The organism is Kitasatospora phosalacinea (assembly GCF_000717185.1).
Classification (GTDB): domain Bacteria; phylum Actinomycetota; class Actinomycetes; order Streptomycetales; family Streptomycetaceae; genus Kitasatospora; species Kitasatospora phosalacinea_A.
The window spans coordinates 56,076-69,860 of sequence record NZ_JNYE01000078.1 but is presented as its reverse complement, the minus strand read 5'-3'; the positions used below and the strand labels follow the sequence as shown (position 1 = coordinate 69,860).

Annotated in this window: 14 protein-coding genes; 5 read left to right on the top strand and 9 right to left on the bottom strand. The window is 74.2% G+C overall.

From position 1 onward, the window contains the following. Positions 1-20: 20 nt before the first annotated feature. Positions 21-707 carry a response regulator transcription factor gene (locus OO57_RS27790; protein WP_030905207.1) on the bottom strand — a complete coding sequence of 229 codons (687 nt, stop codon included), beginning with the start codon at positions 705-707 and terminating at the stop codon, positions 21-23. Positions 708-981: 274 nt separating this feature from the next. On the opposite strand from OO57_RS27790, the gene OO57_RS27785 reads away from it, so the two are divergent. Further along, the gene (locus OO57_RS27785; RefSeq protein WP_418909915.1) at positions 982-1,788 is read left to right on the top strand and encodes a SigE family RNA polymerase sigma factor; all 807 of its coding nucleotides are present in this window, start codon (positions 982-984) and stop codon (positions 1,786-1,788) included. 175 nt (positions 1,789-1,963) lie between these two features. Here OO57_RS27785 and OO57_RS27780 read toward each other — a convergent pair whose 3' ends face one another. The 6 genes from OO57_RS27780 to OO57_RS27755 all read right to left on the bottom strand — a co-directional run bounded on the left by OO57_RS27780 (position 1,964) and on the right by OO57_RS27755 (position 7,484). After that, positions 1,964-2,599, bottom strand: coding sequence for an ATP-binding protein (locus OO57_RS27780; protein WP_081974012.1), 636 nt, complete (start codon positions 2,597-2,599; stop codon positions 1,964-1,966). Positions 2,600-2,793: 194 nt separating this feature from the next. Continuing rightward, entirely contained in the window at positions 2,794-3,696 is a 903-nt protein-coding gene (locus OO57_RS27775) for an aldehyde dehydrogenase family protein (RefSeq protein ID WP_033255424.1), read from the bottom strand. Next, a complete protein-coding gene (locus OO57_RS27770; protein ID WP_234337528.1) occupies positions 3,689-5,182 on the bottom strand; it encodes an aldehyde dehydrogenase family protein in 1,494 nt (497 codons plus the stop codon). The genes OO57_RS27775 and OO57_RS27770 overlap by 8 nt, the downstream gene beginning before the upstream one ends. Before the next feature lie 5 nt (positions 5,183-5,187). After that, complete coding sequence (gene deoC, locus OO57_RS27765; protein WP_081974011.1) at positions 5,188-6,174, bottom strand: deoxyribose-phosphate aldolase; 987 nt, start codon at positions 6,172-6,174, stop codon at positions 5,188-5,190. A 93-nt stretch (positions 6,175-6,267) separates the two neighbouring features. Continuing rightward, positions 6,268-6,969, bottom strand: coding sequence for a hypothetical protein (locus tag OO57_RS27760; RefSeq protein WP_033255422.1), 702 nt, complete (start codon positions 6,967-6,969; stop codon positions 6,268-6,270). Beyond that, positions 6,966-7,484 (bottom strand): SigE family RNA polymerase sigma factor, encoded by a 519-nt coding sequence (locus tag OO57_RS27755; RefSeq protein WP_033255421.1) that lies wholly within the window; start codon positions 7,482-7,484, stop codon positions 6,966-6,968. Before OO57_RS27755 ends, OO57_RS27760 begins: the two co-directional genes overlap by 4 nt. Before the next feature lie 87 nt (positions 7,485-7,571). On the opposite strand from OO57_RS27755, the gene OO57_RS27750 reads away from it, so the two are divergent. After that, positions 7,572-8,162 (top strand): TetR family transcriptional regulator, encoded by a 591-nt coding sequence (locus OO57_RS27750; protein ID WP_033255420.1) that lies wholly within the window; start codon positions 7,572-7,574, stop codon positions 8,160-8,162. Between the two features lie 4 nt (positions 8,163-8,166). Here OO57_RS27750 and metG read toward each other — a convergent pair whose 3' ends face one another. Further along, positions 8,167-9,876 (bottom strand): methionine--tRNA ligase, encoded by a 1,710-nt coding sequence (gene metG / locus OO57_RS27745; protein WP_033255419.1) that lies wholly within the window; start codon positions 9,874-9,876, stop codon positions 8,167-8,169. A gap of 460 nt (positions 9,877-10,336) precedes the next feature. On the opposite strand from metG, the gene OO57_RS27740 reads away from it, so the two are divergent. The 3 genes from OO57_RS27740 to OO57_RS27730 all read left to right on the top strand — a co-directional run bounded on the left by OO57_RS27740 (position 10,337) and on the right by OO57_RS27730 (position 12,581). Then, positions 10,337-11,086, top strand: a complete 750-nt coding sequence (locus tag OO57_RS27740; RefSeq protein ID WP_033255418.1) for an ABC transporter ATP-binding protein — start codon at positions 10,337-10,339, stop codon at positions 11,084-11,086. After that, the gene (locus tag OO57_RS27735) at positions 11,083-11,826 is read left to right on the top strand and encodes an ABC transporter permease (protein ID WP_033255417.1); all 744 of its coding nucleotides are present in this window, start codon (positions 11,083-11,085) and stop codon (positions 11,824-11,826) included. The genes OO57_RS27740 and OO57_RS27735 overlap by 4 nt, the downstream gene beginning before the upstream one ends. Before the next feature lie 77 nt (positions 11,827-11,903). Further along, positions 11,904-12,581 (top strand): PH domain-containing protein, encoded by a 678-nt coding sequence (locus OO57_RS27730; protein ID WP_033255416.1) that lies wholly within the window; start codon positions 11,904-11,906, stop codon positions 12,579-12,581. Between the two features lie 201 nt (positions 12,582-12,782). Here OO57_RS27730 and OO57_RS46980 read toward each other — a convergent pair whose 3' ends face one another. Next, on the bottom strand, positions 12,783-13,772 hold the full coding sequence (locus OO57_RS46980) for a quinone oxidoreductase family protein (RefSeq protein ID WP_033255415.1): 990 nt from the start codon (positions 13,770-13,772) through the stop codon (positions 12,783-12,785). Between the last annotated feature and the right edge of the window lie 13 nt (positions 13,773-13,785).

Genomic DNA, 13,785 nt, shown 5'->3' with positions numbered 1-13,785 from the left:
GGGGGGAGGCGGGGGAGGGGTCACACGGGCGGGTCGAGACGGTACCCGACGCCCCGGACGGTGCGGATCAGGGTCGGCGCGGAGGGCACGTCCTCGACCTTCGCCCGCAGCCGCTGGACGCAGGCGTCCACCAGCCGGGAGTCGCCCAGGTAGTCGTGCTCCCACACCAGCCGCAGCAGCTGCTGGCGGGACAGCGCCTGGCCGGGGCGGCGGCTGAGCTCCAGCAGCAGCCGCAGCTCGGTCGGGGTGAGCTGCAGGTCCTGCCCGTCCTTGGTGACGGTCATCGCGGAGCGGTCGATCACCAGGCCGCCGTACGCCGCCGAGTCCGAGCTCTCCCGCTCGCCGCGGCGCAGCACCGCCCGGATCCGGGCGTCCAGCACCCGCGGCTGCACCGGCTTGACCACGTAGTCGTCGGCGCCGGACTCCAGGCCCACCACCACGTCGATGTCGTCGGAGCGGGCGGTCAGCAGGATGATCGGCAACTGGTCGGTGCGCCGGATGCGGCGGCAGACCTCGAAGCCGTCGATGCCGGGCAGCATCACGTCCAGCACGATCAGGTCCGGGCGCTGCTCCTTGAACAGGCGCAGGCCGTCCTCGCCGGACGCGGCGGCGGCCACCCGGTGACCCTGGCGGGTGAGGGCGAGTTCGAGGCCGGTGCGAATGGCGTCGTCGTCCTCGATCAGAAGCAGGAAAGACACGGGGGTCATTGTGTCCCACCCGGCCACCCGAAGCACCCACCCGGGTGACTCCCGGCGCACCGGGAACCGGAGGGCACTGCTCCGGCGTCCGCAACCGAGGAGCACCCGAATGCCCCGGGGCGGCCGCTCCTGTGACAGCTCTGTGACAGTCGACGGACATCGCCATGACGCGCGGACGGCAGGATTTTCCTTGTCGCCGCGAGACGCCCCGGAGAACACCGCCGGAGCCGCCGCGGCGAGGAACCGCTCGTACCGACCATGGGGGTGCCCGATGACCGCAACGCTGACGACCCGAAACGCCGGGCCGCGTTCCGCCGTCCTCGGCACCAACCGGCCGCGTCACGAGGAGGAGAACGCCGGCACCGTGCTCGTACGGGGGTGCGCGCACAACGCCGGGACCCGCCGCCCGGTCGTGGGGACCAGGAGCGGGGACACCACCCACGGCCGGGCGGGGAACCTGGCCGGGGGCCGGACGCTGCGGCTCGCGCCGCAGACCTTCCGGGGTGAGCAGGCCGACCAGGGAGGCGCGCAGGGGGAGCACCCGGCCGCCGCGACGGACGAGGCGCGCGACATCGCCGAGTTCACCGCGTACGTGCGCGAGCGCCGCGCCTCCCTGTACGCCACCGCCTACCACCTCACCGGCGACCGGTACGAGGCCGAGGACCTGCTGCAGAGCGCCCTCTTCTCCACCTACCGCGCCTGGGGCCGGATCACCGACAAGGCCGCCGTCGGCGGGTACCTCCGCCGCACCATGACCAACCTGCACATCTCCGCCTGGCGCCGCCGCAAGGTCAACGAGTACCCGACCGAGGAGCTCCCCGAGCAGGCCGGCGACACCGACGCGATGGGCGGCACCGAGCTGCGCGCCGTGCTCTGGCAGGCGCTCGCCAAGCTGCCCGAGAACCAGCGCACCATGCTCGTGCTGCGCTACTACGAGGGCCGCACCGACCCGGAGATCGCCGACATCCTCGGCATCAGCGTCGGCACCGTGAAGAGCTCCATCTGGCGCGCGCTGCGCCGGATGCGCGAGGACGAGCAGCTCAACCGCTCCGGCGACACCGTGCACGCCTTCGGCGAGCTGGTCGCCTGACGCGACAGGACTCCCGTCGGGGGACGGGCAGTGGGGGGAAAGAGGGGGGAAGGGCACGGGACGCGGCGGCCGACTCGGGGGAGACGGCCGCCAGGGGGGAAGTCCCGGACCCGGACGCGAGGGCGGGGCCCCGGTGCGGGGGGAACGGCACCGGGGCCCCCGCCCTCCGTCGTGCTCAGACCAGTTCGGCGGGCAGTTGGCGGGCCACCGCGGCGATCCGCCGCCCCGCCTCCACCCCCGAGCAGGCGTACGACCCCAGCTCGACCTGCCGGGCGACGATGCCCCGCTCGGCCCGCATCAGCCGCACCCCCCGGCGCACCAGGTACGGCACCGACTTGCGGCCCTCCCGGACGTCCCGCCGGAAGCGGCGCCAGGCCGTCGTGGACGGCTTGTTGCGCAGGCACAGCGCGTCGCCCAGCAGCCCCTCCGCCCGGCAGCGGCGCACCAGCTCGGCGGCGAAGATGCCCTCCGCGACGAAGCCCGCCGCGCCGTCCAGCACCAGCACCCGGCTGCCCGAGCGCCCGTTGTCCGGGATCGAGTACACCGGCACCTCGGCCCACCCCTCGAAGGCCAGCGACCGGATCGCCGCCAGCGCCTGCTCCGCGTGCCAGGACAGCGGCGAGTCCCAGTCCGGGCCGCCCTCCTCCGGCAGCTGCGGCAGCGTCGGGTCGTCGCCGTCCTTGTAGAAGTCGTCCAGCTGCAGCACCGGCAGCCCGCTGCGCTCGGCCAGCGAGGACTTCCCCGACCCCGAGGGGCCCGACAGCAGGATGACGCGGGATATCGGGCGGCGGTTCAGCGGGATGTCACTCACGGGGAACCAGTCTGCGGCATCGGAGGGGCAGCCCGGAACCCGCCGGTCGTCCCCTTCACGCTGCGTGCGGGCATGGGGACGGGCCCGCACCAGGGGGGGAGAAGTGCGGGCCCGTCACGGCCGTCCGGGCCCCGGGGGGGGATAGGGCGCTGAGGACGGCCGGTCTGTGTGGAGTTGGCCGGTCGGGCGAGGGGCTAGATGCCCATCGGGTGCCAGACCGTCTTCGTCTCCAGGAAGGAGAGCAGCCGCCCGGTGCCGGGCGCGGCCGTCCAGTCCTCCGCGGACGGGTCGGCGGCCGGTCGGACCACTCGCTTCAATGTATCCGCCGCAGCGGCCTCCAGCGCCGCCGCCGCGCCGGGCCCTTCGGGGTCGATCGCCCCGGCCAGGTCCAGCGCGTTGACGTCCTGGTGCGAGGCCAGCGTCGGGGCGATGTCCGCGGTGCGGCCGGAGAGCAGGTTGACCACGCCGCCCGGCAGGTCGGAGGTCGCCAGCACCTCGCCCAGCGACAGCGCGGGCAGCGGGGCCCGCTCGGCCGCCGCGACCACCACGGTGTTGCCGGTGGCGATCGCCGGGGCGACCACCGACACCAGGCCCAGCAGCGAGAAGCCCTGCCCCGCCCGCGGCGCCAGCACGCCCACCACGCCGGTCGGCTCCGGCACGGACAGGTTGAAGAACGGCCCCGCCACCGGGTTGGCGCCGCCCGCGACCTGCGCGACCTTGTCGGTCCAGCCCGCGTACCAGACCCAGCGGTCGACCGCCGCGTCCACCAGCGCCGCCGCCCTCTTCGCGCCCACGCCCTCGGCCGCGGCGACCTCGGCCGCGAACTGCTCCCGGCGGCCCTGCAGCATCTCGGCCACCCGGTACAGCACCTGGCCGCGGTTGTACGCGGTGGTGCCGGACCAGCCCTTGACCGCGGCGCGGGCCGCGACCACGGCGTCCCGGGCGTCCTTGCGGGTGCCCAGCGGGGCGTTCGCCAGCCACTGGCCCTTCGTGTCGGTCACCTCGTACACCCGCCCGCTCTCCGAGCGCGGGAACTTCCCGCCGACGTACAGCTTGTAGGTCTTGAAGATGTCGATGCGCGTCGCAGTCTCAGACATCGAGGTACGCCTCCAGGCCGTGGCGACCGCCCTCGCGGCCGTAACCGGACTCCTTGTACCCGCCGAACGGCGAGGTCGGGTCGAACTTGTTGAAGGTGTTCGCCCACACCACGCCCGCCCGGAGCCGGTTCGCCATCCACAGGATGCGCGAGCCCTTCTCCGTCCAGATGCCCGCGGACAGGCCGTACGGGGTGTTGTTGGCCTTCTCCACCGCCTCGGCGGGGGTGCGGAAGGTCAGCACGGACAGCACCGGGCCGAAGATCTCCTCGCGGGCGATCCGGTGCGCCTGCGAGACGCCGGTGAACAGGGTCGGGCGGAACCAGTAGCCCGCGCCCGGGAGTTCGCACTCCGGGGCCCAGCGCTCGGCGCCCTCCTGCTCGCCCGCCGCGGCCAGCTCGGTGATCCGGGCCAGCTGCGCGGCCGAGTTGATCGCGCCGACGTCGGTGTTCTTGTCCAGCGGGTCGCCGACCCGCAGGGTGCCCATCCGGCGCTTGAGCGCGTCCAGCAGCTCGTCCTGCACCGACTCCTGCACCAGCAGGCGGCTGCCCGCGCAGCACACGTGGCCCTGGTTGAAGAAGATGCCGTTGACGATGCCCTCGACCGCCTGGTCCAGCGGCGCGTCGTCGAACACGATGTTCGCGGCCTTGCCGCCCAGCTCCAGGCCGAGCTTGGTGCGGGTGCCCGCCAGCTGCTTGGCGATGGCCCGGCCGACCGGGGTCGAGCCGGTGAAGGCGACCTTGTTGACGTCCGGGTGCGCGGTCAGCGCGGCGCCGGTGCGGCCGTCGCCGGTGACGATGTTCACCACGCCCTCCGGCAGGCCCGCCTGCCGGCAGATCTCGGCGAAGCGCAGCGCGGTCAGCGGGGTGGTCTCGGCGGGCTTCAGCACCACGGTGTTGCCGGTGGCCAGCGCCGGGGCGATCTTCCACGCCAGCATCAGCAGCGGGAAGTTCCACGGGATGACCTGCGCGGCCACGCCCAGCGGGCGCGGGTTCGGGCCCCAGCCCGCGAAGTCGAGCTTGTCGGCCCAGCCCGCGTAGTAGAAGAAGTGCGCGGCGACCAGCGGCAGGTCGACGTCCCGGGTCTCGCGGATCGGCTTGCCGTTGTCGAGCGACTCCAGCACGGCCAGCTCGCGGCTGCGCTCCTGGACGATCCGGGCGATCCGGAACAGGTACTTGGCGCGCTCGCTGCCCGGCAGCGCCGACCAGTCGGCGAACGCCTTGCGGGCGGCCCGCACCGCGCGGTCCACGTCCTCCTCGGTGCCCTGCGCGAACTCGGCGAGCACCTGCTCGGTCGCCGGGTTGACGGTCTTCAGCGCCTGGGAGCCGGAGGAGTCGACGAACTCGCCGCCGATGAAGTGGCCGTAGCCGGTCGCGATCTCACCCGCGGCGGCGGGGGACTCGGGCGCCGGGGCGTACGCGAACAGGCTCCCCGCGCGGACGGGCTGCCCGGTCCCGGTCTCGGTCTCGGTCTTCTTGGTCTTGGCCATCGTCCTCAGTCCACCGTCACGTAGTCGGGACCGGAGTACCGTCCGGTGCTCAGCTTCTGGCGCTGCATCAGCAGGTCGTTCAGCAGGCTGGAGGCGCCGAACCGGAACCAGTGCGGGCTGAGCCAGTCGTCGCCCAGCGTCTCGTTCACCATCACCAGGTACTTCATCGCGTCCTTGGTGGTGCGGATGCCGCCGGCCGGCTTCACGCCGACCTGCACGCCGGTCGCCGCGCGGAAGTCCCGCACCGCCTCCAGCATCAGCAGCGTCACCGGCTGGGTCGCGTTCACGGCGACCTTGCCGGTGGAGGTCTTGATGAAGTCCGCGCCCGCGATCATCGCCAGCCAGGACGCCCGGCGGACGTTGTCGTACGTCTGCAGCTCGCCGGTCTCGAAGATCACCTTGAGGTGGGCCGAGGTGCCGTCGGGGCGCTCGCAGGCCGCCTTGACGGCCTTGATCGTCTCGAACACCTCCAGGTAGCGGCCGGAGAGGAACGCGCCCCGGTCGATCACCATGTCGATCTCGTCCGCGCCCGCGGCGACCGCCTCCGCGGTGTCCGCCAGCTTGACCGGCAGCCCGGCCCGGCCGGACGGGAAGGCGGTGGCCACCGAGGCGACCTGGACGCCGCTGCCGCGCAGCGCCTCCTTCGCGGTGGCGACCATGTCCGGGTACACGCAGATCGCCGCGACCTGCGGGACGGAGCGGTCCGTCGGGTCCGGGTGCAGGCCCTTCGCGCACAGCGAGCGGACCTTGCCGGCCGTGTCCGCGCCCTCCAGCGTGGTCAGGTCGATCATCGAGATGGCGAGGTCGATGGCGAAGGCCTTGGCGGTCGTCTTGATCGACCGCGTGCCGAGGGTCGCGGCCCGCGACTCCAGACCGACCTGATCGACCCCGGGCAGGCCGTGCAGGAAACGGCGCAAGGTGGCCTCGGACGCCGCGACGTCCGAGAGGCCGCCGCCCGCGGCGCCGGGGGCGTTGGCTGCAAGAGTGGACATAGTCACCAGAGCAGCATATCTACGCGCGTAGGAAGCCGGTAGGGCGGGGCGGTTTCGAGTCCTGACCGAAATGTGCCCCGCCCCGCCGGGCGGTTACTGCGGGAGGGGCGCGCGGGCCACCAGCACCTGCGTCGGGGCACCCGCCTCCCCCAGCGGCAGGCTCACCAGCAGCGCCACCTCGTACCGGCCCGGCTCCGCCCACACCTGCGGCCACGCCACCGACGGGCAGAGCCGGTCGCGCGCACCCAGCGGCACCGCCAGCGGCGGTCCCGGCGCGAGGAGGTACCGGTGGCCGGCGTAGTTCCCGGACTGCACGGAGCGGTCGCCGGGGGCGTTCAGCAGCGGGCCGCCGCCCACCACCACGCCGTCGCGCAGGTACAGCGCCTCCAGGTACTGCGGCGGTGCGCCGATCACCGTGAGCACCCGGTCCGCGCCGAACCCGGCCGTGACCTCCGGGCCGCTGCCGTCGCCCGCCCCCCGGGCCGCGGACACCGACAGGGTGATCCCGCCGGCGGTGGCGGAGGCGCCCTCGACCGGCAGCCGCTGGCCGCAGACGTACGGGCCCCGCAGCGGGTCGGCGGCCCCGGCCGGGCCGACCGCGCCGCCGGAGCCGGACCAGCGCACCGCGCCCAGCACCGCCGCGGCCGCCAGCGCCAGCGCCGTGCCGCCGGTCAGCGCCCGCCGGGCCAGCCGGCCGCGGCGGACCCGGCGCACCAGCAGCGCGGTGTCCAGCTCCGGCGGACCGGCCGACTCGGCCGCGCCGGACAGCCGTTCGCGGATCTCCTCGGGGTTCACGCGCCACCGCCTTCCTCGGGCGCCCGTCGGTCCGTCCCCAGCGCCGCGCCCAGGCGCGCCAGCCCGTCGCTGAGGTGTCGCTTCACGGTGCCCTCGCGGCAACCCAGCCGGTCCGCCACCCCCGCCACCGACAGGTCCTCGTAGTAGCGCAGCACCACGCAGGCCCGCTGGGCGGGCGAGAGCGCGTCCAGCGCGGTCAGCAGTCGCAGCCGGTCGGCGACCGGCCCGCTGTGGTCGGCGTCGGCCTCGGGCCCGGCCACCTTCGGCACCAGCAGGGCGTAGCGCTGCCGCCGCCGGTGCTGGTCGAGGAAGCGGTTGAGCATCGTCCGGCGGACGTACCCCTCCAGCCGTCCGAGCTCCCAGGACCGGTGCGGTCGGGCGAAGACCCGCACCAGTGCCTCCTGCACCAGGTCCGCTGCCTCCGCCCGGTCGCCGGTCAACAGGAAGCCGTACCGGTTCAGTTCGGTACCGCGCGTCGCCACCAGTTCGCTGAGCAGACCCGTCCAGTCCGCCACTCCGTCCCCCTCCGTCGTCCTCCCACCCGGTACCACGAACCACGGGCGGTTTTCGTTGGGGGCGGGCCCGGCGGCGACAATGGCGGGATGGACGGCGGAGCGAAGGCGCGGGGGCGGCGGCCCGGGGGCGAGGACACCCGGGGGGCGGTGCTGGCGGCGGCCCGGGCGGAGTTCGCGGCGCGCGGCTACCAGAAGGCCAGCATGCGGGCGATCGCCCGCGGTGCGGGGGTGGACGCGGCGCTGCTGCACCACTACTTCGGCACGAAGGACCGGCTGTTCATGGCGGCCCTGGAGTTCCCGCTGGACCCGCGGGCGGTGGCGGAGGACGTGTTCGCGGGCGACCCGGCCACGGTCGGCGAGCGGGTCGCGGGCTTCGTGGTGGGGATGTGGGAGCGGCCGGAGGTCCGGGAGCGGCTGCTGGCGCTGGTGCGGACGGCGGCGACCAGCGAGGAGGTGGCGGCCCTGATGCGCGGCTTCATGGTGGCCGAGCTGGTGGGCCGGGTGGCGTCCCGGCTGGAGGGCGCGGAGCCGGAGTTGCGGGTGGAGATGGCGATGTCGCAGATCATCGGGCTGGCGATGGCCCGGTACGTGATCGCGGTCGAGCCGCTCGCGTCGGCACCCCCGGAGGCGGTCGTCCCGCTGCTGGGACGCGCGCTCCAGGGGTGCCTGACGGGCTGAGCGGTCAGGCCTGCCCGCCGCCGAAGCGCTCGGTCCAGGCCGCCAGGTCCTCGTCGGTGATCTTGGCGAACAGCACCGGCGGGACGGTGAAGCCCGTCCCGGCCGGGACGAGCGCGAGCGCGCGGGCCTCCTCGGCGGACACCCAGGTGCGGGTGTCGCCCTCCAGCGCGAAGGACTCCCGGATCGCCTTGGCCGCGGCGGGGATGAACGGCTCGGAGACCACCGCGTACAGGTGGATCAGGTTGATCGCGGTGCGCAGGGTGCGCGCGGCCGCCTCCGGGTCGGTCTTGATCTCGGTCCACGGCGCGGTGACGTCCAGGTACGCGTTGCCCGCCGACCACAGCGCGCGCAGAGCCTGCGCGGCCTTGCGGAAGTTCAGCGCGTCCAGCTGGGCCTCGTACTCGGCCAGCAGGTCGGCGATCTGGGCGCCGAGGGCGAGCTCGGCCTCGCCGTTCGCCGCGCCCGCCGGGACCTCGTCGCCGAAGCGCTTGCGGCTGAAGGACAGCACCCGGTTGACGAAGTTGCCCAGGGTGTCGGCGAGGTCCTTGTTGACGGTCGCCGCGAAGAGGTCCCAGGTGAAGCTGGAGTCGTCGGACTCCGGGGCGTTCGCCATCAGGTAGTAGCGCCAGTAGTCGGCGGGCAGCAGTTCGAGCGCCACGTCGGTGAAGATGCCGAGCTTCTGGCTGGTGGAGAACTTCCCGCCGTAGTACGTCAGCCAGTTGAACGCCTTGACGTAGTCGACCTTCTTCCACGGCTGGCGCGAGCCCAGGATCGTCGCCGGGAACATCACCGTGTGGAACGGGACGTTGTCCTTCGCCATGAACTCGGTGTACCGGACGGTGTCGTCCGCCTCGTACCACCAGGAGCGCCAGTCGCCGCCGGTCGCGTCCGCCCACTCCTTGGTCGCGCCGATGTACTCGATCGGGGCGTCGAACCAGACGTAGAACACCTTGCCCTCGGCGGCCAGTTCGGGCCACACGTCGGCCGGGACGGGGACGCCCCACTCCAGGTCGCGGGTGATCGCGCGGTCCTGCAGGCCCTCGGTCAGCCACTTGCGGGCGATCGAGGAGGCCAGCACCGGCCAGTTGTCGCCGTTGGCGGCGATCCACCGCTCGACCTCGTCGGTCAGCTTCGACTGGAGGAGGAAGAGGTGCTTGGTCTCGCGGACCTCCAGCTCCGAGCTGCCGCTGATCGCGGAGCGCGGCTCCAGCAGGTCGGTGGGGTCGAGCACGCGGGTGCAGTTCTCGCACTGGTCGCCGCGCGCCTTGTCGTAGCCGCAGTGCGGGCAGGTGCCGACGATGTAGCGGTCCGGCAGGAAGCGGCCGTCCGCGACCGAGTACACCTGGCGGATCGCCCGCTCCTCGATGAAGCCGTTGGCCTGCAGCTCGCGGGCGATCTCCTGGGTGATCTCCCGGTTCTGCGGCGAGGAGGAGCGGCCGAAGTAGTCGAAGGACAGCTGGAAGCCGTCGTAGACCGCCTTCTGCTGGTCGTGCGCGCGGGCGCAGAACTCGGCCACCGGCAGCCCGGCCTCCTGCGCGGCCAGCTCGGCGGGGGTGCCGTGCTCGTCGGTCGCGCAGATGTACAGCACCTCGTGGCCGCGCTGGCGCAGGTACCGGGCGTAGACGTCCGCCGGGAGCATCGACCCGACCATGTTGCCCAGGTGCTTGATCCCGTTGATGTAGGGAAGCGCGCTGGTGATCAACTGCCGAGTCATCCTGGGGGGCTCCCATGCTCTCCGGCGGGCGCCCCGGGGCGCCCGCGGGCTGTGGTTCGGAAGAGCCGGTGCGGGGCGTTTCGGCTGCCGTCCGGCCGACGCCAATCGTACCGAACCGGGGTGTCCCGGCCGCACCGGTTATCGGGAGGCTGTCAAGGGGCCCGGTGGGAACGGCGGGACGCGCAATCGGGGGCCCGGGCAACGGCGGGGTCGGGGCTGCTGGCGGTGCACTGCCGGTGCGCGGCATCGGCTTCGGGTTCTGTTCCTGCGGCCCGGAGCAGCACGGACCTCCGGTGGGCTCCGGCCGCCAGCAGCTCGGACCCGCCGTTCCCCGAGCCCCTGCTGTGCGTGCTCGTCCGCCGAAGGGTTCCCCGAGCCCCTGACGGGGCTCGCCGGGGGCTCTTCCCGGTGGCGGCCGCGTGTCTTGACGCGGGGCGGTGCGCGGCGCAAAACTCATCACATGATGAATTCTTCGGCGGGGTCGTCCGGCGACCCCGCGATCCGGATCGACGGGCTGGTGGTGCGGCGCGGCGGCACGACCGTGCTGCCCGGGCTCGACCTCGTGGTGGAGCGCGGCAGCGTGACCGGGCTGCTGGGGCCCAGCGGGTGCGGGAAGAGCACCCTGCTGCGCAGCGTCGTCGGGGTGCAGCGGACCACCGCGGGCACCGTCACCGTGCTCGGCCGCCCGGCCGGGGCCGCCGCGCTGCGCGACCGGGTCGGCTACGTCACCCAGGCGCCCTCGGTGTACGGGGACCTGACCGTCGCCGAGAACCTCGACCACTTCGCCGCGATCCTCGGCGCCCCGCCCGGCGACCCGGCCCGGGTCACCGCCCAGGTCGGCCTGGACGCCCACCGCCGCACCCCCGTCGCCCGGCTCTCCGGCGGCCAGCGGGCCCGCGTCTCGCTCGCCGCCGCCCTGCTCGGACACCCCGAACTGCTCGTCCTGGACGAGCCCACCGTCGGCCTCGACCCCGTCCTGCGGCAGGAGCTGTGGCAGCTGTTCCGGGCCCTCGCCGCGGACGGCGCCACCCTGCTGGTCTCCAGCCACGTCATGGACGAGGCCACCCGCTGCGACCGGCTGCTGCTGATGCGCGAGGGCCGCCTGCTCGCCCACGACACCCCCGCCGCGCTGCTCGCCGCCACCGGCGCGCCCGACGTCGAGACCGCCTTCCTCACCCTCGTCCGCACCGCGCCGGAGGCCGCCCGATGAACGCCGCCGCCCGCCGCACCCTCGCCACCGCCGCCCGCGTGCTGGCCCAACTGCGGCACGACCCGCGGACGGTGGCCATGCTGCTGTTCGTGCCCTGCCTGCTGCTGGTGCTGCTGCGCTACATGTACGACGCGCAGCCCGCCACCTTCGACCGGATCGGCCCCGAGCTGCTCGGCGTCTTCCCGCTGCTGGTGATGTTCCTGGTCACCTCGGTCGCGATGCTGCGCGAACGCACCGGCGGCACCCTGGAACGCCTGCTCACCATGCCGATCGGCAAGCTCGACCTGCTGCTCGGCTACGCGCTCGCCTTCGGCGCCGTCGCCCTGCTGCAGGCCGCCCTCGCCTCCGCGCTCGCCATCGGCGTGCTCGGCCTCGACGTCGCCGGGCCGACCTGGATGCTGTTCGCCGTCGCGGTCGCCGACGGGCTGCTCGGCATGGCGCTCGGCCTGCTGGTCTCCGCGTTCGCCGCCACCGAGTTCCAGGCCGTCCAGTTCCTGCCCGCCGTGCTGCTGCCCCAGCTGCTGCTCTGCGGGCTGTTCGTGGCCCGCGACGACATGGCGCCGGTGCTGCGGCTGCTCTCCGACGTCCTGCCGCTCTCGTACGCCGTCGACGCGATGGGGCGGATCACCGTGGAGGGCGGCGTCAGCGGGCGGGTCCTCGCCGACCTCGCCGTGGTCGCCGGGAGCGCCCTGCTCGCGCTCCTGCTCGGTGCCGCGACGCTGCGGCGGCGCACCGACTGACCGCGGCGGAGTTCGTGACCGACCCGTGCCCGGGTCGTCGTTGGGGACGGCCCGGGCCCTGGGGCAGAATCGACGGCATGACCGAATCCGACCGGACACCCCACCAGGGTTCCGCCACCGAGGAGCCCGTGTACGCCGACCGCGTCTACCGCTCCGTCCCCAGCGTCATCGCGGGCGTCATGATGCTCGCCGTCGCCGCCTGGCTGATCGCCGACGCCGTGGTGTCCGGCAGCGGAGCCACCCCCTGGGTCGCGCTCGCCGCCGCCCCCGTCTTCGTCTTCCCGGTGATCGCCTACACCCTGCGGCCCGTGGTGCGCGCCAACGAGCGGCGGCTGGTCGTCCGCAACCCGCTGCGGACGATCGTCGCGCCCTGGTCCACGGTCGAGGGGCTCAAGGCCGGGTACTCGGTCGAACTCTTCGCCTCCGGGCGCAAGTTCCAGGTCTGGGCGATCCCGGTCTCGATCCGCCAGCGCAAGAAGGCCACCCGCCGGGCGACCCGCGCCACCGCCGAGGGCGACCCCGCGCTGCGCGGTCCCGCCCGCCCCGGCAAGGCCCCGCGCACGCCCCGACCCGACCAGCTCGACCCCACCCGCGCCTGGTCCGACGCGGTCGTCAACGCGCTCCAGGACCAGGCCGAGCGCAACGCGCACAAGCCCTCGGCGGGCGGCGAGCTCCAGGCCACCTGGTGCTGGTGGATCATCGCCCCGACCCTGGCCGGGCTGGTCGCGCTCGTCTCGGTGATCGCGGCGACCTGAGCCCCGCCAGGGGCTCGGGGAACGGCGAGCCCGGATCTGCTGACGGTGCACTGCCGCCCAGCGCATCGGCTTCTGGTTCTGTCCACGGCACGCAGCAGCACGGACACTTCGATGGGCTCCGGCCGTCAGCAGCACGGACCCGCCGTTCCCCGGGCCCCTGAAGGTGCATCCCGCCGTTCGCACCGGGCCCCAACGGTGTTTCTAGAGAGCGACGACGTACTTGCCCTCGCCCTGGCCGGTGGCGAGCAGGTCGTGGGCGGCGGGGACGGCGCTGAGGCCGGGGAGGACGGTCACCGGGGTGTCGAGGATGCCGGTGGCGAGCAGGTCGAGGGCGCGGCGGATCGCGGCGGCGACCTTCGCGGGGGCGCTGGTGAGCAGTCCGTTGTGGCTGAAGCCGGTGAGGGTGGCGTTGGCGGCGAGCAGCCGGGGGAGGGTCGGCAGCGGGTCGGGGGCGCCGCCGCCCGCGTTGCCGAACAGGACGATGCGGCCGCCGGGGGCGAGCAGGTCGAGGTCGAGGTCGACGGCGGCGGTGCCGAGCGGGTCGAGGACGAGGTCGATGCCGCGTCCGTCGTTGGCCGCGCGCAGACGGGCGGCGAGGTCGGCGGGGTCGGTGCCGCGGGCGTGCACCGCGTGGTAGCCGTGGCGCAGGGCGGCGGCGGCCTTCTCGGGGCGTCCGACGGTGCCGAGCAGGCGGCCGCCGCCGAGGTGGGGGAGCAGGCGGGCGACGGCGGTGCCGATGCCGCCGCCGGCGGAGTGGACGAGGACGCTCTCGCCGGGGGCGAAGCGTCCGGCGTCGGTGAGCAGCAGGAGGGTGGTGGCGAGCCCGAGCGGGACGGTGGCGGCGGCCTCCAGCGGGACGCCGGCGGGGACGGGGACGGTGAGGACGGCGTCGGCGACGGCGGTCTCGGCGAGGCCGCCGGCCCGGGTGGCGGCGACCACGGGGGTGCCGACGGCGAGGTGGGTGACGCCCGCGCCGAGGGCGCGGACGGTGCCGGCGACCTCCTTGCCGGGGTGGTGCGGCCAGGCGGCGCCGTAGCCGCCGTCGCCGCGGCGGGCCATCACGTCGACGAAGTTGAGCCCGGCGTGGGCGACGTCGATCGCGACCTGGCCGGGGCCGGGCTCGGGGGCTTCGACGTCGAGGACGTGGCTGTGCTCGGAGCCGCCGGCCTCGGTCATGACGAGTGCGCGCATGGTTCCCCCCTGG